Source organism: Kitasatospora sp. NPDC058162 (assembly GCF_042884005.1).
GTDB lineage: Bacteria > Actinomycetota > Actinomycetes > Streptomycetales > Streptomycetaceae > Kitasatospora.
The window spans coordinates 1-16,598 of sequence record NZ_JBHVUS010000068.1 but is presented as its reverse complement, the minus strand read 5'-3'; the positions used below and the strand labels follow the sequence as shown (position 1 = coordinate 16,598).

At 73.7% G+C, this 16,598-nt stretch carries 16 protein-coding genes and 1 pseudogene; 12 read left to right on the top strand and 5 right to left on the bottom strand.

From position 1 onward, the window contains the following. The 3 genes and pseudogenes from ACFVXG_RS45435 to ACFVXG_RS45425 all read left to right on the top strand — a co-directional run. Positions 1-246, top strand: a pseudogene (locus ACFVXG_RS45435) (acetyl-coenzyme A synthetase); the annotation flags it as partial. A gap of 126 nt (positions 247-372) precedes the next feature. Then, a complete protein-coding gene (locus ACFVXG_RS45430) occupies positions 373-1,074 on the top strand; it encodes a hypothetical protein (RefSeq protein WP_387936395.1) in 702 nt (233 codons plus the stop codon). A gap of 39 nt (positions 1,075-1,113) precedes the next feature. Next, positions 1,114-1,677 (top strand): YbaK/EbsC family protein, encoded by a 564-nt coding sequence (locus ACFVXG_RS45425; RefSeq protein ID WP_387936394.1) that lies wholly within the window; start codon positions 1,114-1,116, stop codon positions 1,675-1,677. 67 nt (positions 1,678-1,744) lie between these two features. Here the strand turns inward: ACFVXG_RS45425 and ACFVXG_RS45420 are convergent, their stop codons facing one another. Both ACFVXG_RS45420 and ACFVXG_RS45415 read right to left on the bottom strand, forming a co-directional pair. Further along, positions 1,745-2,746, bottom strand: coding sequence for a 5-methyltetrahydropteroyltriglutamate--homocysteine methyltransferase (locus ACFVXG_RS45420; RefSeq protein WP_387936393.1), 1,002 nt, complete (start codon positions 2,744-2,746; stop codon positions 1,745-1,747). Positions 2,747-2,853: 107 nt separating this feature from the next. Continuing rightward, positions 2,854-4,065, bottom strand: coding sequence for a serine hydrolase domain-containing protein (locus ACFVXG_RS45415; RefSeq protein WP_387936392.1), 1,212 nt, complete (start codon positions 4,063-4,065; stop codon positions 2,854-2,856). A 404-nt stretch (positions 4,066-4,469) separates the two neighbouring features. Between ACFVXG_RS45415 and ACFVXG_RS45410 the strand changes: the two genes are divergently transcribed. The 6 genes from ACFVXG_RS45410 to ACFVXG_RS45385 all read left to right on the top strand — a co-directional run bounded on the left by ACFVXG_RS45410 (position 4,470) and on the right by ACFVXG_RS45385 (position 9,554). After that, the gene (locus ACFVXG_RS45410) at positions 4,470-6,014 is read left to right on the top strand and encodes an MFS transporter (protein WP_387936391.1); all 1,545 of its coding nucleotides are present in this window, start codon (positions 4,470-4,472) and stop codon (positions 6,012-6,014) included. 101 nt (positions 6,015-6,115) lie between these two features. Further along, positions 6,116-6,505, top strand: a complete 390-nt coding sequence (locus ACFVXG_RS45405) for an SCO5389 family protein (protein ID WP_350509121.1) — start codon at positions 6,116-6,118, stop codon at positions 6,503-6,505. A gap of 221 nt (positions 6,506-6,726) precedes the next feature. Next, on the top strand, positions 6,727-7,791 hold the full coding sequence (locus tag ACFVXG_RS45400; RefSeq protein ID WP_387936390.1) for an LLM class flavin-dependent oxidoreductase: 1,065 nt from the start codon (positions 6,727-6,729) through the stop codon (positions 7,789-7,791). A 71-nt stretch (positions 7,792-7,862) separates the two neighbouring features. Next, a complete protein-coding gene (locus ACFVXG_RS45395; RefSeq protein WP_387936389.1) occupies positions 7,863-7,997 on the top strand; it encodes a hypothetical protein in 135 nt (44 codons plus the stop codon). 224 nt (positions 7,998-8,221) lie between these two features. Next, positions 8,222-8,827 (top strand): hypothetical protein, encoded by a 606-nt coding sequence (locus tag ACFVXG_RS45390; protein ID WP_387936388.1) that lies wholly within the window; start codon positions 8,222-8,224, stop codon positions 8,825-8,827. A gap of 79 nt (positions 8,828-8,906) precedes the next feature. Next, entirely contained in the window at positions 8,907-9,554 is a 648-nt protein-coding gene (locus ACFVXG_RS45385; protein ID WP_387936387.1) for a hypothetical protein, read from the top strand. Between the two features lie 97 nt (positions 9,555-9,651). Here the strand turns inward: ACFVXG_RS45385 and ACFVXG_RS45380 are convergent, their stop codons facing one another. Beyond that, positions 9,652-11,949: a tetratricopeptide repeat protein gene (locus tag ACFVXG_RS45380; protein WP_387936386.1), complete on the bottom strand. Its 2,298-nt coding sequence runs from the start codon at positions 11,947-11,949 to the stop codon at positions 9,652-9,654. Between the two features lie 49 nt (positions 11,950-11,998). Further along, a complete protein-coding gene (locus ACFVXG_RS45375; protein ID WP_387936385.1) occupies positions 11,999-12,166 on the bottom strand; it encodes a hypothetical protein in 168 nt (55 codons plus the stop codon). 370 nt (positions 12,167-12,536) lie between these two features. On the opposite strand from ACFVXG_RS45375, the gene ACFVXG_RS45370 reads away from it, so the two are divergent. The 3 genes from ACFVXG_RS45370 (at position 12,537) to ACFVXG_RS45360 (ending at position 15,776) form a co-directional block, all read left to right on the top strand. Beyond that, on the top strand, positions 12,537-13,709 hold the full coding sequence (locus ACFVXG_RS45370) for a sensor histidine kinase (RefSeq protein ID WP_387936384.1): 1,173 nt from the start codon (positions 12,537-12,539) through the stop codon (positions 13,707-13,709). A gap of 148 nt (positions 13,710-13,857) precedes the next feature. Further along, a complete protein-coding gene (locus ACFVXG_RS45365; RefSeq protein ID WP_387936396.1) occupies positions 13,858-14,514 on the top strand; it encodes a response regulator in 657 nt (218 codons plus the stop codon). 326 nt (positions 14,515-14,840) lie between these two features. Then, the gene (locus ACFVXG_RS45360; RefSeq protein WP_387936383.1) at positions 14,841-15,776 is read left to right on the top strand and encodes an LLM class flavin-dependent oxidoreductase; all 936 of its coding nucleotides are present in this window, start codon (positions 14,841-14,843) and stop codon (positions 15,774-15,776) included. Between the two features lie 86 nt (positions 15,777-15,862). Here the strand turns inward: ACFVXG_RS45360 and ACFVXG_RS45355 are convergent, their stop codons facing one another. Then, positions 15,863-16,492 (bottom strand): class F sortase, encoded by a 630-nt coding sequence (locus tag ACFVXG_RS45355; protein ID WP_387936382.1) that lies wholly within the window; start codon positions 16,490-16,492, stop codon positions 15,863-15,865. Positions 16,493-16,598: the final 106 nt, after the last annotated feature.

The window sequence follows — 16,598 nt, the reverse complement described above, 5'->3', positions numbered from 1 at the left end:
ACCGAGACCCCCGAGCTCGTCGAGGAACTGCGCGCCCACGTCGGCCGCACCCTCGGCCCGATCGCCAAGCCCAAGCAGATCAAGGTCGTCGGCGAACTCCCCAAGACCCGCTCCGGCAAGATCATGCGCCGCCTCCTGCGCGACATCGCCGAAGGCCGCGAGGTCGGCGACACCACCACCCTCACCGATGCCGCCGTGATGGCGACCATCCAGGCCCAGCTGACCGACGGTCCGCTCGGGGGCTGAGCCCGTCCCGTACGCCCTGCGGGCCGCTCACCGGTTCCCCTCCCCGGTGAGCGGCCCGGGGCCGTGCGCGAGCACCACCTGTCACCACCTGTCACCACCTTCGAACTCCCCCGAGGAACAACCACGTTGTCGTACCGGCCCGCATTCGCCGCCACCCGGGCGACCGCCGCACTCGCCCTGCTCCCCTGCCTCCTGATCGTCACCGGCCAGCAGGACCGGGCCGGGGCGGACCGGTCCGACGGCCGCGGCGGTCCGTTCACGCACGCGTCCGCCGACCGCTCCGGAACGGTGTCACCGGGACCGGACCGCTTCCGGTCCCTTCCCCTGCCCCACGACGGGCTCAGCGGGCTCGGCGACCTGACGGCCGGCCGGTCCGAGCTGAGGGTGACGGCGTTCGGGGTGGACTCCTCGCACGCCGCCGACGGCGCCGCGGTGACCGCCATGCCGGAGAATGCCGAGGAGAACCAGGAATGGCTCGTACGGCCCACCGCCGGCGACGCGTTCCTCCTCCAGTCGCTGCTGCTGAGCACCGGTGAGGACACGACCGGCCCCCTGCTGCTCACCGCGGACGCGGACGGCTCCGTCCACCTCTCCGCCGAGCGCCCCGGCAGCGGGCCGGAGGCCGCGGCCGAGGACCAGTCGTGGACCTTCGCGGACCTCTCCGCCCCGCTCCGCTGGACCGCCCCCGACGGACGCTCCGCCACCCGGCTCCGGATCCAGGCCCACGACGGCCGCTGCCTCCTCGACCAGGGGTACGGCGAGCGGCTCACCCTCGGAGCCTGCGACGACCCCCGGGCCTGGTGGACCGCCGGAGGACTGACCGGCTGAGCTCGTACCGCGGCTGCCGGTGCGGCTACAGTCCGTCCCATGAGTGAGCCGCTGCATCCTCCGTTCGGAAACTTCACGACCGTCGTCGCGGCGCTGGAGGTCTGCGACGACCTCGCCGCCCCCGTGGCCGACGCCCTGAAGAACTGGGACGTCCGGGAGGCCGCCGAGTCCGTGCTGTACGCGGACACCGACCCCGGGAAGGCGGACACGGCGGTGTTCTGCGAGTACTACGCGGTGCCGCCGGAGCTCTCCGCGAACTGCGTGGTGGTCGCGGCCAAACGCGGCGGGGAGGTCACCCTGGCCGCCTGCCTCGCCCTCGCCGACACCCGGGTGGACGTCAACCGGGCCGTCCGCACGCACTTGGGGGCGCGCAAGGCCTCGTTCGCGCCGATGGACACCGCGGTCGAGCTGACCGGCATGGAGTACGGCGGCATCACCCCCGTCGGCCTGCCCGGCAGCTGGCCGCTGCTCATGGACGAGGCGGTGGCCGCGGCACCGTACGTCCTGGTCGGCAGCGGCCGGCGGCGGGGCAAACTCATCCTCCCCGGCTGGGCGCTGGCCCGACTGCCGGGCGCCGAGGTGCTGGCGGGCCTGGCCGGCTGAGGACCCGAACAGCGGAGCGGCACCGGGCGCGGGAAGTCGGCCGGTCCGACTTCCCGCGCGGGGAGTCTCAGATACCCAGCGCCTCGGCGGCCAGCGCCGTGCCCTCCAGGCGGGCCTTGATCTTGGCGAAGGCGACGTCGCGCGAGGTCGACAGGTCGTCGGCGAAGGACGCGAAGCCGCTGTCGTCGCAGGTGCCGAGGCGGTCGGCGGGCAAGTACTGGGCGGCCCGCAGCACGCGGTCGCGCACCTCCTCGGCGGTCTCCACCCGCGGGTCGACCGGGTCGGTGACGCCGACGAACACCTGGCCCTCGGCGGGCAGTTGGGCGGCGATCATGCTCAGCACCCGGTCCTGGTCGGCTTCACCCGCCAGCGCGAGGTAGAAGTTGCCCACCTTGAGCTGGAAGAACGAGGGCAGCAGCTCCGCGTAGTCGACGTCGAGGCTGTGGGTGGAGCCCTGGTCGGCGCCGGGGTCGGTGTGGGCCCCGATCCGCGCCCGCTCGGTCTCACTGAACCGTTCCAGCACCCGGTTGTCGAGCTCGACGAAGTCCCGGAGCACCTGGCCGCTGGGGTCGAGCTTCAGCGACAGCCGGGCCTCGGTGAACTCCAGCTGCACGGCGTGTGCGCCGGCCTCCAGGCAGCCCCGGATGTCGGCCTCCGCACCGTCGACCAGGTCGTCGAGGAAGGCCTCGCGCGAGTACCCGTCGATGCCGTTCGCCGGGTAGAGCAGGCTGAGCAGCGAGGGCGCCACCACCGACTGCTTGACCGGCACGGTGGCGACCTTCTGCGCGGCCCGCAGGTACTGCTCGGCGTGCACCCGGTAGCGGAAGGGCCCGGAGGTCAGCGCCGGCAGCTGCCGGGTGTGGCCGTCGGCGAACGGGATGACGATGCCGTCGGGGGACAGCCCGGTGGCCCCGTCGAGGGGGTAGGTGTAGGCGCTGGGCTTGGCCTGGTCGCCGTCGGTGACGACCGGCGAGCCGAGGGCCTCCAGCCGTTCGACGGTCTCCTTGACGGCGTTCGCGCTGTCAGCGGAGCGGGGCAGGCTGCCGATGAGTTCGGAAGGAATGGTCATGGCTCGGCAGCCTAGGAGCCGGGGCGGGCCCGATCACCGGATACGGTCGGGCCCGCCCGCAACACCGCCCCTGAGTGGTAATGCGGGCGAGCCGACTTGACGCATGGTCAGACGATGGAGCCCAGGCCGAAGGAGCTCGCCACCAGCCCCAGGACGTACGGGGTCTCGGCGCCGTTCAGGGCTGTCGGGTCGACCGTGTAGACCACCTTGCGGGAGAGGTCGCGGGTGGCGAAGACGCCGCCGGTGGAGCCGGGCCGGGAGCCGGTCTTGCCCCAGGCCACCACGCCGTGGGCGGCGAGGCGCTCCAGCCCCATGCTCATGCACGCCTTGCCGTCCGGGCAGTGGCCGCTGTGCGGGGCGACCGGCACGTCCGGGACGGTGAACAGCTTCTCCTGCTCGGCCGCCGGGAGCAGCCGGCCCCGGAACAGCGCGGTGATGAAGCGGTCCAGATCGGGGGCGCTGGAGATCATGCCGCCCTCGGCCCAGGGCCAGGGGCTCTGCTCGGTCACGTCGACCCGGTGCGAACCCGAGCCGCCGTCGGCGTCGGGGACGGTGAGGTACGGGCGGGTGGCGGGATGCCGCAGCCCGGGGTCGTCACCGTCCGGGAGGGAGGTGTCGTGCAGGCCGAGCGGCCGGATGATCCGCCGGCGCAGCTCGTCGGCGTAGCGGTGGCCGGTGACCTTCTCGACGATCAGCCCGGCGACGAAGGTGTTCATGCCGTTGTACTGCTGCTCGGTACCGGGCGTGAAGCCGAGCGGCTGGCCGGCCATGGTGGCGAGGACCTGCTCGGGGGTGAAGGAGTCATAGCGGTGGGCCTCGAACCAGGTGGTGGTTCCGTCGCCCCAGGGCACGTTGGTGCCGTTGGGCAATCCACTGGTGTGGTTGAGTAGTTGGCCGACCGTGACGCCCTGGTAGGGGAAGTCCGGGAGGTACTGCCGCACGTCGCCGTCCAGGTCGACCCGGCCCTCGGCGGCGAGTTGCAGCACGACGGTGGCGGTGAAGATCTTCGAGACCGACCCGATCCGGTACCGGCCGTCGGTGTCCACGGCCATGCCGTCCTCCGCCGAACTGTCCTCGAAGCGCCCGGTGGAGCCGGTGATCCGGACGAAGGCGGCGGAGACGTCGGCGGCGGGCCGCTTGGCGAGGGCGGCCCTGACGGCGGCCGGGTCCAGCGGCGGGACGGCGGACGTGCCCGCGGAAGCGGTGGCGGTGCCGGGCACCGCGGCGAGGGCGGGCGTGCCCGCACCGACGGTCAATGCGGCCGCCAGGGCGCCGGCGGCGACAACGGCCCAACGGGTGCGGTGCGGGTAGGCGTTCACGGGTGCTGCATCTCCATACTGGTAGTCCTCCGGGCCGGTGTTCCGTTTCCCGGCCCGCCCGAGGAGTCTTCCGAAGCCGGGGGCGAAGATCATCAGGGTCCGGACGCCGCTGATCCCTGATCTTCTGTCAGGGGTGACCCTGAGTCCGCAGGCCCGCAGGCCCGGAACCCGGTTCACCCGGTTCACCCGGTTCACCCGGTTCACCCGGCGAGGGTTCACGATGCGGGTCATGGTCACCGGCAGTGCCGGGCCGGTGGCACCGCGCGCCGCGGGTGTCCGAAAACGGATGGTTGTCGGTAATGAACGGTTGTGTTCCCTATCTCCCGGAGCTACCGTCGGTAGTGGCGAACGAGTCCGTCCCCCCTGCCCCCCGCGTTCGCCCCCGAGCCTTTGGGGAACCTGCCATGGTCACCTCGCGTGCCCTGGCCACGGCTCCGCCCGCGACCGCACGTCGGGGCCAGCACCCAGGGATTGCCCTCACCGTCATCGCGGCCACCCAGCTGATGGTGGTCCTCGACATCACGATCGTGAACATCGCCCTGCCGCACATCCAGCGGGCGCTGAGTTTTTCCACCACCAACCTGTCCTGGGTGATCAACGCCTACACCCTGACCTTCGGCGGGCTGCTGCTGCTCGGCGGCCGCGCGGGCGACATCCTCGGGCGCCGGCGGGTGTTCATCGTCGGCGTGCTGCTGTTCAGCTTCGCCTCGCTGCTCGGCGGGGTCGCCCAGTCCTCGTCCTGGCTGCTGGCGGCCCGGGCGTTGCAGGGGGTGGGCGGGGCGATCGCCTCGCCGACGGCGCTGGCGCTGATCGCCACCAACTTCAAGGAGGGCCCGGAGCGCAACCGCGCGTTCGGCGTCTACTCGGCCGTGGCCGGCGCGGGCGGCGCGGTGGGCCTGCTGCTCGGCGGCATGCTCACCTCCTGGCTGTCCTGGCGCTGGGTGCTGTTCGTCAATGTGCCGATCGGCATCGCGATCGCGCTGCTGGCGCCGCTCTACATCAACGAGTCCGACCGCCACCCCGGGCGCTTCGACCTGCCCGGCGCGTTCACCGCCACGGCGGGCATGGTCTCGCTGGTGTACGGCTTCATCCGGGCCTCCGACCACGGTTGGACGGACGCCGTCACACTCACCGCCTTCAGCCTCGCGGTGGTGCTGCTCGCCGCGTTCATCCTCAATGAGCGGCGGGTCCCCCAGCCGATCACCCCGCTGCACCTGCTGCGCGACCGCAACCGCTCCGGCGCGTTCGGGCTGATGCTGTGCGTGGCCGCGACGATGTTCAGCATCTTCTTCTTCATCACCCTGTTCGTGCAGGAGATCCTCGGGTTCAGCCCGCTGCGAGCGGGCTTCGCCTTCCTGCCGATCAGCGTGGCGATCGTCGCGGCCGCCCAGTTCGCCGCCCGCAACCAGATCCGGTGGGGCGCGAAGCCGTTCCTGGTCGCGGGGTCGGTCCTGGTCCTCAGCGGCGTGTTCTGGGCGACCCGGATCGACATCCACAGCACCTACGCCGGCGGCATCCTCGGGCCGACCCTGCTGTTCGGCTTCGGGATGGGCTCGATCTTCGTCCCGGTGATGCTCACCGTCGTCTCGCACGTGGCCCCGCACGAGACCGGCGCGGCCACCGGCAGCCTCAACACGATGCAGCAGGTGGGCGGTTCGCTCGGCCTGTCGATCCTCGTCACGGTGTACGGCACGGCCAGCCGCAACGAGGCCGGGGCCCAGGTCGGGAAGTTCCTCCGGCAGGCCACCCCGCAGCAGGCCCTCCAGTTCAGGGCGACCGGCAAGCTCCCGGCGCCGTACTCCTCGGAGGTGCTGGTGCACGGCATCGCGACGGCCTTCCAGATGGGGCTGGTGTTCGCCTCGATCGCGGTGCTGATCGCGGTGTTCGTCATCAAGGTCCGGCGGGTGCCGCAGGCGCCGCACGTCAGCCCTTCGGGGGGCGGTACTTGACAGGGCGTCGGGGCGTCGAGGACAGTCCTTTACGCAAATGGTTTTCATCTTCGCTAACCATTCCCGTCCGCGCCGCGCGCGCCCCGCGAAAGAGGACTCCCATGTCGCTCGACGTCTCCCCCGCCCTGCTCGACCAGGCCCGCGACGGCCACGTCGACCAGGCCGACTTCCTCGACACCGTCCGCGTCTCGCTCCCCTACGCCTACCAGGTCGTCGCCGGGCTCAGCACCGAACTCTCCGCCTCCGAGGCCGAGTTCAGCACCGACAACACCACCCCCAGCGACGAGCAGCGGGCCCAGCTGCTGCGCGCGCTCGCCAGCAACGCCATCCGCGGCAGCCTGGAGGACCACTTCGGCGTGAAGCTCGCCTTCGTCAACTGCCACCGCGTCGGCGCCTTCCGGCCCGGCTCCGAGGACAGCGCGGCGTACCGCGAGTTCACCTCGCTGCACAACCAGATCCGCAACCAGAGCCCGGAGTTGCGCAGCTGCTGACCCGGATCCCGGTCATGGCCGGCGCCCACCCGGGAGCGGGTGGGCGCCCGCCGTGCGCGTACCCGGCGTTGCGCCGGGTTGCCGCCCGTTGCGCCGTATTGCGGCCCCTTGTCCGGATCACGCGCCGATCTTGTCGCGCGCCCGGCGCTCTGCGTACGGTCGACGGGCACCCCCCGTCCGGCCCTCCCCCGGGCCGCAAGACCCCACGCGGAGCCGCCACCATGCCGTCCTCCCCCCGACCGCTGCGGAAACTCGGCTTCCTCACCATCGGGCTCTTCGACGAGGCCGACCCGCGCCGGGGCCACGAGTCCACCCTCGACCTGATCACCCTCGGCGAGCAGCTCGGCTTCGACAGCGCCTGGCTGCGCCACCGCCACCTCCAGTACGGGATCTCCTCCCCCGTCGCCGTCCTCGCCGCCGCCACCCAGCGCACCAGCCGGATCCAGCTCGGCACCGCCGTCACCCCGCTCGGCTGGGAGAACCCGCTGCGGCTCGCCGAGGACCTCGCCACCGTCGACCTGCTCTCCGGCGGCCGGCTCAACCCCGGTTTCAGCGTCGGCCCGCCCGTCCACTACGAGCACGTGCGCGGTGCGCTCTACCCCGACACCGGGGACCACGAGGACTTCTCCCCCGCCCGCGCCGAGCGCTTCCTCGCCCTGGTCCGCGGCGAGGACGCCTCCGACTTCGCCGGCACCGAGGGCATCGAGGTGTACTCACGCCGCGTCCAGCCGCACTCCCCCGGCCTCGCCGACCGGCTCTGGTACGGCGCCGGCAGCCTGCGCTCGGCCCGCTGGGCCGGCGAGCAGGGGCTCAACCTGCTGACCAGCAGCGTGGTCAAGCCCGAAGCGGCCGACCCCGGAGCCGACTCCGCACCGGACCCCGCACCGGACTTCGCCACCATCCAGGCCGAGCAGATCCGCGCCTTCCGGGCCCGGCACCCGGACGGCGAGCGCGCCCGGGTCTCGCAGGGCCTGGTGGTCATCCCCACCGACAGCGCCACCCCCGAGCAGCGTGCCAAGTACCGGGCGTACGCGCTCTCCCGCACCCCGCGCACCCTCACCCCGCAGGGCCCGAACCGGCTGCTCTTCGCCCCCGACCTGGTCGGCGACTCGGCGGAACTCGCCGAACGACTGCACGCCCACGCCGGCTTCCGGGAGGTGGACGAGGTCGCCTTCGCGCTGCCGTTCAGCTTCGAACCCGAGGACTACGTGCAGATCCTCACCGACCTGGCCACCCGGCTCGGCCCCGCCCTGGGCTGGTCGCGCTCGGCGCCGGGGCAGGGCTGAGCGGCTGACCCGTCGGTGCGGCGGCCGAGGCCCGCACCGACGGGCGCCCGGCCGTCCCCTACCGTCGCCGCATGCACCCGACCCGCCCCACCCTGATCCGGCCGCCCGAGACGCTCCTCGACACGCCCGGCACCCGGCTCAGCCACGGCGGGCTGCTCGACACCCCGGCCGGGCTGTTCACCGTGGTCGCCCTGGGGCGTGTCTGACAATTCGCGTCGGATCAGCGCGCGGCGTCGGGGTGCGTGCATCGCAAGGCGGAGGAGGGAGCCACTGCGGTGGGGGCACCTCCCGGCCGAAGGCTGGGGGCCATTGGCGACCGACGACAACGCGGCGAGGTGCGCTTGTGCCCTGGGGGTACCTCCCGGCCGAAGGCTGGGGGAGCGTCGCGCGCCCGGCGGGAATTGTCAGACACGCCCTGAAACACCGCCCGGTGCCGCCGGCCGCCAAGGCCGTCCCGCTCTGGCTCGCCTACCTCACCCGGCCCGGCGACTCCCACGCCGTCCTCGCCCTGCCAGGCGTCTTCAACGACCCGGAGTACGGCGTGGAGTTCGTGATCTGCCGCTTCGGTCCGGTGCCCGAGCGCGGCGGGCTGGTGCTGGTCGTCCACCACGCCCTCCTGCCCCGCTCGGCGGCGCTGCTCCTCGACGCCCCGGCCACGCCCTCCGCCACCACCGAACTGCTCGCCGAACCGGCGACGCTGGGCGGCTCCGAGGCGGGGGACGTCCGGGTCTGGCACAGCGGGGCGCTGCGGGTCGGCGGCCTGCTGCACACCCACCTCGAAGCCACCGCCGACCGGCCCGGGCTGCTGGCCGGCCCGCTCGGCTGGGAGCTCTCCCCGGACCGGCCGTCCGGCACCCCGCGCCCGCTGGAGGTCGGCGTCGAGCCCAGGGACGGTTACCGGCACGGCAGCGGCAGCCGGGGCGAGCAGCACTCCACCCTCGACGCCCTGCTCACCGCCTCCGCGGCCGAGCAGCGGATCCACTGGACCTGCCACCCGCTGGGGCTGACCGGAAGTTCCACGATCTCCGGGAGTTGAGCCGCAACCGAACCCGAATCGGGCACGTCCCAGCGGATACGAACGGCCCACCGGCCGGACGACAGCACTGGGGGGAACCATGATCGAACCACGGGACGCCGCACCGGCGCCGTCCGCCCTGCAGCCCTGCCCGGGCTGCGCCCGGACCGACCAGGTCCGAAGCGTTCCGGCCGTCCACCTCGCGGGCCGGGACACCGTCACCGTCACCTCCCGGGACAGCGACGGCAACCGCCGGACCCGGACCCAGGAGATCACCAGCCCGCTCGCCCGGGCCCTGGCCCCTGCCCCGGACCGGCACCCCGAACGCGTCCCGGCCTTCCTGGGCTTCCCCGCCCTGTTCGCGGCGGGGTTCCTGTTCTTCGTCGCCGACTCGCAGAGCGAGTTCGACGACTCCAAGGCCAAGATGTTCGCCGGAAGCCCCCTGGCCGACCCGTCGGACTCCTCCCAGGCCGACTCCTTCTACCTGTACTCAGGGATCGCGCTCTTCCTCGCGATCGCACTGTTCGCCACGGCCGTACTGCTCCGGGTCATGACCAACCGCGAACTCGCCGGCCGTCCGCAGGCCGAGCGGCTCTGGTCCACGGCCTGGTACTGCGCCCGCTGCGGGACCGCCCACTTCCCGCCCGGCGCCGGGCAGGGTGCGGGTGCGGTCACCCTCCCGGAGTTCCGCCGGCGGATCTGGACGGCGGGCGGCTACGGCCATCTCGTGGACCGGTACCGCGACTGATCCGGCCCGGCACCGGCTGATCCGGCCCGGCGGTTCCCGGGCCCGAGCCCCTTGGCCGGGCCCGGGAACCGCCGTGGTCAGCCACCCCGACGGGCGGTCAGTCCGCCTCGCCCGGCACCGGCACCGTCACCGGCCGGGTGCCGAGGACGGGACCGCGGGTCAGCCCGTCGAGCCGGGCCCGGATCCGCCCGGCGTCCGGGGTCCCGAGCCGCTCCGCGACGCCCAGGGCGCTGCGCAGCCAGATCTCGCCCTCGGTCCGCTCGCCCTCCTCGCACAGGCTGATCCCGGCGCCCTCCAGTGCGAGCATCTCCTGGTGCGGGAGCGGGAGTTCGCAGGCGAGGTCGCGGGCCTGCGCGTAGTGGGTGTGCGGGTTGGACCAGCCGGTCTCCGCCAGCAGCCGGCCCAGCAGGTTGAGCGCCGTCGCCTCCGCTCCCGGGTCCTGGAGGTCCCGGCTCAGGCTCAGGGCGCGCCACAGGCTCTGGAGCGCCGGTTCGTGCTCCCCGGTGGACCGTTGGGCCTCGCCGAGCTGGGCGAGCGCCCGGGCCTCGCCGGACCGGACGCCGAGCTCGTGGTAGCCGGACACCACCTCCGAGAGCCGTGCGACCGCGCTCCCGGGCCGGCCGGCCGCGTGGTCCAGCCGGCCCAGCCCGAAGAGTGCGTCCAGTTCGCCGCGCCGGCGGCCCGCGCCGCGGTGCAGCTCCAGCGCACCGGTGAACTCCCGCTCCGCGCCGTCGGTTTCGCCGAGCGCCAGGTGGGCGTCCCCGAGCAGCAGCAGGATGTCCGCCCGCCCTTCGTCGTGGCCCAGGGCCCGGTGGATCTCCAGGGCCTCCCGGTGGCTTGCGACGGCCGCCGCGTACTGCCCCATCAGCTGCTGCATCCGCCCGAGCGCCGACAGGGCGTCGGCCTGGCCCAGCCGGTCGCCGACGGCGGCATAGAGGCTCACCGCCTCCCAGTGCCGGGCGGCGGCGGCCTGGTACTGGCCGGTGAGCTCGCCGACGACGCCCAGGCCGAGGTTGGCGTCGGCCCGGCCGGGGCGGCTGTTCAGGAAGTCGAAGAGCTCCAGTGCGGGCTGGAGGTTCTGGGTGGCCTGCGCGTGGTCGCCCAACGCCCGCTGGGCGCGGGCGAGTCCGACCATCGCGGCGGCCTGGCCGAGGCGGTCCCCGGCGGCGAGGTGGAGGTGCAGGGCGGCCTGGTGGGTCTCCACCGCCGTCCCGTAGCGGCTCAGCGACTCCTGGACCCGGCCGAGTCCCGACAGCGCGTAGGCCTCGCCGGTGCGGTCGGCCAGCCCCCGGTACAGCTCCAGCGCCTGGCCGAACCGCTCCTCGGCGGCCGCCGACCCGCCCGTCAGCCCGTCCAGTTCGGCCAGGTTGAGCAGGGTCTCGGCGCGGCCGGGCCGGTGGCCGAGGACGGTGGCGCTGTCGAGGGCGAGGTGGTGCAGGATGCGGGCCTCCTGCCAGTGGCCCCGGCCGCGCAGGAAGGCGTGCAGGGCCGCCGGCAGGAGCACCGCGTGGGTGTGGCGCCCGTGCCGGACGGCGAACTCCACGGCGGCCTGGAGGTTGGCGCACTCCTCCTGCAGCCAGGCGATCGCCCGCTCCGGGGTGGACAGGTCCGGGGCCCGGTCCGCGCCCGGCGCGAGCCGTCCGGCCGTGAGGAGGGGGCGCCGGGCGAGGTGGCGGTCGGCCGTGGCCGCGCAGGCGAGGTAGTGGTCCAGCAGCCGGTTGACGGCCGCGGCCCGGGTGTTGGGGCCGTCGCCGAAGGCCAGCACCCGGGCCGGCTCGCGCAGCGGCCCGGGCAGCCGGTACCGGCCGCGGTCCGGCTCCTCCAGGAGGTGCCGATCCAGCAGGCCGTCCAGCAGGCGGCCGACCGTGGACGGATCGCTGTCCACCAGGGCCGCCGCGGTGAGGACGTCGAGGTCGGGCCCGGGCACCAGCCCGATCCTCCTGAGCAGGCGCTGCTCCGGGAGCCCCAGGTCCCGGTACGCCAGGTGGAACGCTGCGCTCACCTCGGCGGGGACGCCGGAGCCGGTCGCCGGGCGCCCCGTCGCGACGGCCAGTTCGGCGGTGAGGCTGCCGAGCGGCCGGGACGGCTGGTGGCGCAGGCGGGCCCCCGTCAGCCGGACGGCGAGCGGGTGGTGTCCGCAGCGGGCCACCAGCTCGGCCACCGCCAGGTCCTCCTCGGTGAGCCCGGTTCCGGCGGCCGCGACGACGAACAGCCGGGCGGCGGCACTCGGGGCCAGGGCGCCCGGCGTGCGGGGGTGCGGCACCTCCTCCGGCCCGCGCTCGTGCGCTGTCCCGACCCGGGTGTCGGTTCGGGGCCGGGGCGGACGGCCGGAGGCGAGGGTCACGGCCGCCCGGACGAGGCCGGTGCTGCGGATGCGAAGACGGCGAATGCTCATGGCGCTTTCTCTGCGGGGTGATCGTGCCGGTCGGCGGGTGGAGCGGGAGTCAGCGGTACCGATCGGCGGGGCATGACATCGCGTTCTCCGCGGGGCGGGCGCCGGGGCCGTCGGACGCCTCGGTGGACCGGAGGCGGTCCAGGACGCGGCGGAGGACGGCCTCGTGGGCGGCCCATTCCACGGGCAGGTCTTCGGGCGGGAGCGGTATCGCGGGCACGGGGATTCCTGTGGTCGGGCGGAAATCGGGCGGGGACGGGACATAGCGGGGAGGGAAATACCGGAGAGCGACCGCGGCTCGCGACGGGCGGCGATATCAACTCCCGGGACACCGATGATCATGCCCGCGCCGGGGAGCGGAATTCCATGGCCGAAGGTGGACGGAAACACATCCCGGGTTGCCCGGGGAATCACCGTTCGTACCTGGTGAAGCCGCCGTCACCGGGGAATGCTGGCCCTTTCCGCTCCGGCCAGCCCCGGGCGCAGCCGGGTCCCAGCTGCTGGGACCGCGCGGTGATCACCTGCGGACGTCGCCTAGGATCTATCCCTTTCGCCCGATTCAGCCGCTTTTGATCAAGGACCGACTCTCCGTGACCCCACCCGTCGCTCCGGACGCCTTCGAACGCTGGTACTCCGCCATCACGAAGCCGGCCGGGCGGTCCCGCTGGATGCGCATCGACCTCCTGATCGTCGCGCTGGTGGCCGTCGGCTCCCTCAACAACGCCCTCAACCCGAGCACCGGGCTGCTGTGCTCCGCGCTGCCCGCCTCCGCGGTCGCCCTGCTCGTGACGGCGGCCTTCCTGTGGCGCCGGCAGGCCCCGCTGGCCGTGGCGGTGCTGGCGATGGCGGGACTGGTCCTGGACGGCGCCCGCACCCCCGTGTTCATCGCCCTCTTCAACCTCGCCCGGTACCAGCCCCGGCACCGGGCGATCGTGCTCACGGTCGTCGGCACCGTGTCCGTGCCGCTGAAGACGCTGCTCCCCGGCGAGCAGGGGGGCACTCCGGCGAACAATCTGCTCACCGCGGCCTTCTACTCCCTGCTCCCGATCGTCTTCGGCCTCGGCGGCAGGGCCTACGCGCGGAGCATCGTCGCCCTGCGCGAGGAGCGCGAGCGCCGGGTGGCCCAGACCAGGGCCGAGGAGCGGGTCCGGCTCGCCCGCGAGATGCACGACGTCCTGGGCCACCGCATCGCGATCATCGCCATGCACGCCGGCGCCCTCGAGTTCGTCCCGGGGGTGAAGCCGGAGAGCCGACAGGTGGCCCGGGCCATCGGCGACACCGCCCGGGCCGGCCTGCGCGACCTGCGCCAGGTGCTGGGCGCACTGCGCGACGGCGACGACTCGGTGATCGCGGGCCACTGCCTCTCGGACCTGGAGGAGCTGGTGGCCGACGCCCGCGCGTCGGGCCTGCCGGTGACCCTCGCCACCGACGTCGCCGGCCCCGTCCCGCCGGAGCTCGCGCTGACGGCGTACCGCACCGTCCAGGAGGCGCTCACCAACGTCGTCAAGCACGCCCCGGAGGCCAGGACCGAGGTGCGGGTCACCGCGGACCGGGGCAGGCTCGAGACCATGGTGCGCAACGACCCCTCACCGGTGCCCGCCCGGCGGATCGCGGTGGCGGGCGACGGCTTCGGGATGATCGGGCTGCGCGAGCGCGTCTCCCTGCTCGGCGGGGAGTTCCAGGCCGGGCCGGCCGGCCCGGGCGGCTGGCGGGTGGTGACCTCGGTCCCGCTCGACCGTCCCGCCGCGAGCCGCGGCCACTGAAGCCGGTGGACTCGCGGCCCCCACTTTCGGCAGGTCCGCCGTCCACTTTCGTGTACAACCTCCGTGCGAGTCTCGGAGATCTTGGAACGCCCGGTCCTCGCACCGGGCGGATGGACGGACGGACCCGGAGGAGTCGGCCTTGATCCGCGTGCTGGTAACGGACGACGAGCCGCTCGTGCGGTTCGGACTGCGCGCGCTGCTGGACGCCACCGACGACATCTCGGTCGTCGGTGAGGCCGTCGACGGGGCCGCGGCCCTCGCCCAGGCCAGGGCCCTCGCGCCCGACCTCGTGCTGACCGACCTCCGGATGCCCGGCATGGACGGCATCACCGCGACCAAGCGGCTGCTCGCCCTGCCGAACCCCCCGATCGTCCTGGTGCTGACCACCTTCGACACCGAGGAGGGCGTCACCGAGGCCCTCCAGGCCGGTGCCGCCGGCTACCTCCTCAAGGACGCCCCGCCCGAGCAGCTCGTCGGCGCGATCCGGCTGGTGGCGGCCGGCGGCACCGTCCTGGCCTCGGCCTCGGCGGCCCGCCTGGTGAACGCCTCCCGCGACCGCGCCGCCCCGCCGGCCCGGATCCCGCCGGACCAGCGGCGCCGCCTGGAGAAGCTCAACGAGCAGCAGCGCGAACTGCTCCGACTGGTCGGCGGCGGCCTGTCGAACGCGCAGATCGCCCAGCGGATGTACCTGGCCGAGGGCACCGTCAAGGCGTACGTCTCGCGGCTGCTCGGCGCGCTGGCCGTGGACAACCGGACCCAGGCCGCGATCCTGGCGCACAACGCGGGCCTCCTCGACGAGGAGTAGGCCGCGGCCTCCGCCCGTCCGCACTCCGGTGAATTGGCCTCCGCATTTCCGGGGTCCGGGTTCCGCGTCCGGCCGGGATCGACCTGGATCCACCCGGACCGGCCGGCCCCGGCCGAGCACCCGTCGATCAAATACCGGACGGACTAATCCGAAGTCGACCGCCGGCGCAGCGAAAGTGGCATTCTCCGGTGCTACGGTCCTTTTGCACGGAATCACCCACGGATTCCCGGGGCCCAATTTTCTCCCGCGACGGAATGCAATTCCCCGCGATCGATGCGGGTCACGACTCCACCGCTCCGCGATCCGAAAGGCTCCTCCCACATCCGATGGAACTGATCGTCGATGATCAGGCGCCGATCCACGTGTCGGGCCAGGAGGACGGGCTCACCGGTACGGCGCTCGCCGCCCAGGAAGCCGTCCGACTGGCGCTCGACTGCGAACAACTGGGCTGGGACGGCTACTGGGCGGCCGCCGGCCTCGGTACGACCGGCCACTCGCACGCGCTGACCGCCATGGCCTCCGCCGCCGCCACCATCACCGGAACCATCCGGGTGGGGACCGGCCTGGTACTGCCCGCGGACGGCGGCCCCGTCCGCGGCGCCGCCGGCTTCATGTCGCTCGCCCACCTGCACCCCCGGCGGTCCGATCTGATCGTCACCCCGGACCTCGACGCGCCGGCCGGCCCGCGCTCCCCGGGCCCCCGGCTCGCGGCGCTGCTCGCCGCCCTCCGCCACGAGGACGCCCAGACCGCCCTGGACACCGCTGATCCCCTGGACCGGACCTCACCGAGGATCTGGCTGGCCGGGCGGCACGCGGAGGACTCCGCCGTGGCGGCGGCGTACGGGCTCCCGTTCTGCCTCAGGCTCCCCGCCGATGAGCTGCCCCGCCCCGAAGCGCTCGACCACTACCGGCGGTTCTGTCGGACGGAGGCCGGCCCCGGGGCACCGCGCATCGCGCTGGCGGTGCGGATCGCCTGCGCCGACGACCCCGACGGAGCTGCCGTGCTGCGGGCCCTCCTGGCCTGGGCCCAACCGGCGGACCAGGCGGCGGAGCAGCCCGCGACCGCCGCTCCCCCGCCCTCCGCCCGGCCCCGGACCCTGGTCGGCACCCCGGAGCAGATCCGGCCGCACCTGGCCCACCTGCTCGACCTCTACCGGCCCGACACCCTGGCCGTCTCCACGCCGTGCCCGGACCACCAGCTGCGCCTGCGCTCGTTCGCGCTCGTCCGGGAGCTCGTCACCGGTCGGCGGCCCGCTGCCTGAGCCGCGCACCGGATCGGCCGAACGCCGGTAGGGCCCGGACGACTCTGCGTCCGGGCCCTACCGGCGATCATTGGCTTTCCTCGTCGCTACGCGATGAGGTCGGCGTAGAAGATGACGTTGTCGGTGCGGTGGCCGTGCTCGATCCCGCCACCGCAGGTCAGCAGGCGCAGCTCGGCGTGATCGGTCGAGCCGTAAACCTTGTCGGTGGGGAAGTCCTTCTTGCTCACGGCCTGGATCTCCCGGACCCTGAACCTTGCGGTGCTGCCGTCCTCCCGCGGGACTTCGATGGTGTCGCCCAGCTTCATCTTCTCCACTCCCTTCATCAGGGCCGGGCCGTGCCTGGTGTCGAAGTGGGCGACCAGGACGGAGACCCCCTTCTCCCCCGGGGTGACGCTCCCGGTCCACCAGCCGGGGCTGTTCGCGTCGGTGTCGGGGTTCGGCACGCCGAGTTCGCCCGTGGCGTCGAGCGCGAGGTCGACCATCTTCCCGGCGTCGACGCCGGCCGCGTCGATCCTCATCCCGGTCGGGCGCGCCTTCGGCAGCGTCAGTGCCGCCTCGGGGGTCGATGTGGTTTTGGTGTTGAGGACCTTGGGGCCCGGGGGCAGCTCGCCGTCCTGGCAGCAGGCGGCCACGGCGCCGAGGGCGACGAGTCCGCCGGCCACGGCGGCGAGGGCCCTGGTTCGGCGGCGGGGACGGGCACGGGTACTGGGAATCACGGGTTGCTCCGGGCAGTGGGAGAACCGGCCGCCCGCTCGACAGGGCGAGCCGGCCCCCCGGGAAAAAAGGTAGGGGGAGGGGGAGAACGGCAAGGAGCGGGGGGGC

What these genes read in the sequence shown, in the direction of transcription:
- ACFVXG_RS45385 (WP_387936387.1), top strand. Translation starts at nt 8,907, where the DNA reads ATGATCGAACCACGGGACGCCGCACCGGCGCCGTCCGCCCTGCAGCCC.
- ACFVXG_RS45410 (WP_387936391.1), top strand. Translation starts at nt 4,470, where the DNA reads ATGGTCACCTCGCGTGCCCTGGCCACGGCTCCGCCCGCGACCGCACGT.
- ACFVXG_RS45420 (WP_387936393.1), bottom strand. Translation starts at nt 2,746, where the DNA reads ATGACCATTCCTTCCGAACTCATCGGCAGCCTGCCCCGCTCCGCTGAC.
- ACFVXG_RS45395 (WP_387936389.1), top strand. Translation starts at nt 7,863, where the DNA reads ATGCACCCGACCCGCCCCACCCTGATCCGGCCGCCCGAGACGCTCCTC.
- ACFVXG_RS45425 (WP_387936394.1), top strand. Translation starts at nt 1,114, where the DNA reads ATGAGTGAGCCGCTGCATCCTCCGTTCGGAAACTTCACGACCGTCGTC.
- ACFVXG_RS45380 (WP_387936386.1), bottom strand. Translation starts at nt 11,949, where the DNA reads ATGAGCATTCGCCGTCTTCGCATCCGCAGCACCGGCCTCGTCCGGGCG.
- ACFVXG_RS45405 (WP_350509121.1), top strand. Translation starts at nt 6,116, where the DNA reads ATGTCGCTCGACGTCTCCCCCGCCCTGCTCGACCAGGCCCGCGACGGC.
- ACFVXG_RS45400 (WP_387936390.1), top strand. Translation starts at nt 6,727, where the DNA reads ATGCCGTCCTCCCCCCGACCGCTGCGGAAACTCGGCTTCCTCACCATC.
- ACFVXG_RS45360 (WP_387936383.1), top strand. Translation starts at nt 14,841, where the DNA reads ATGGAACTGATCGTCGATGATCAGGCGCCGATCCACGTGTCGGGCCAG.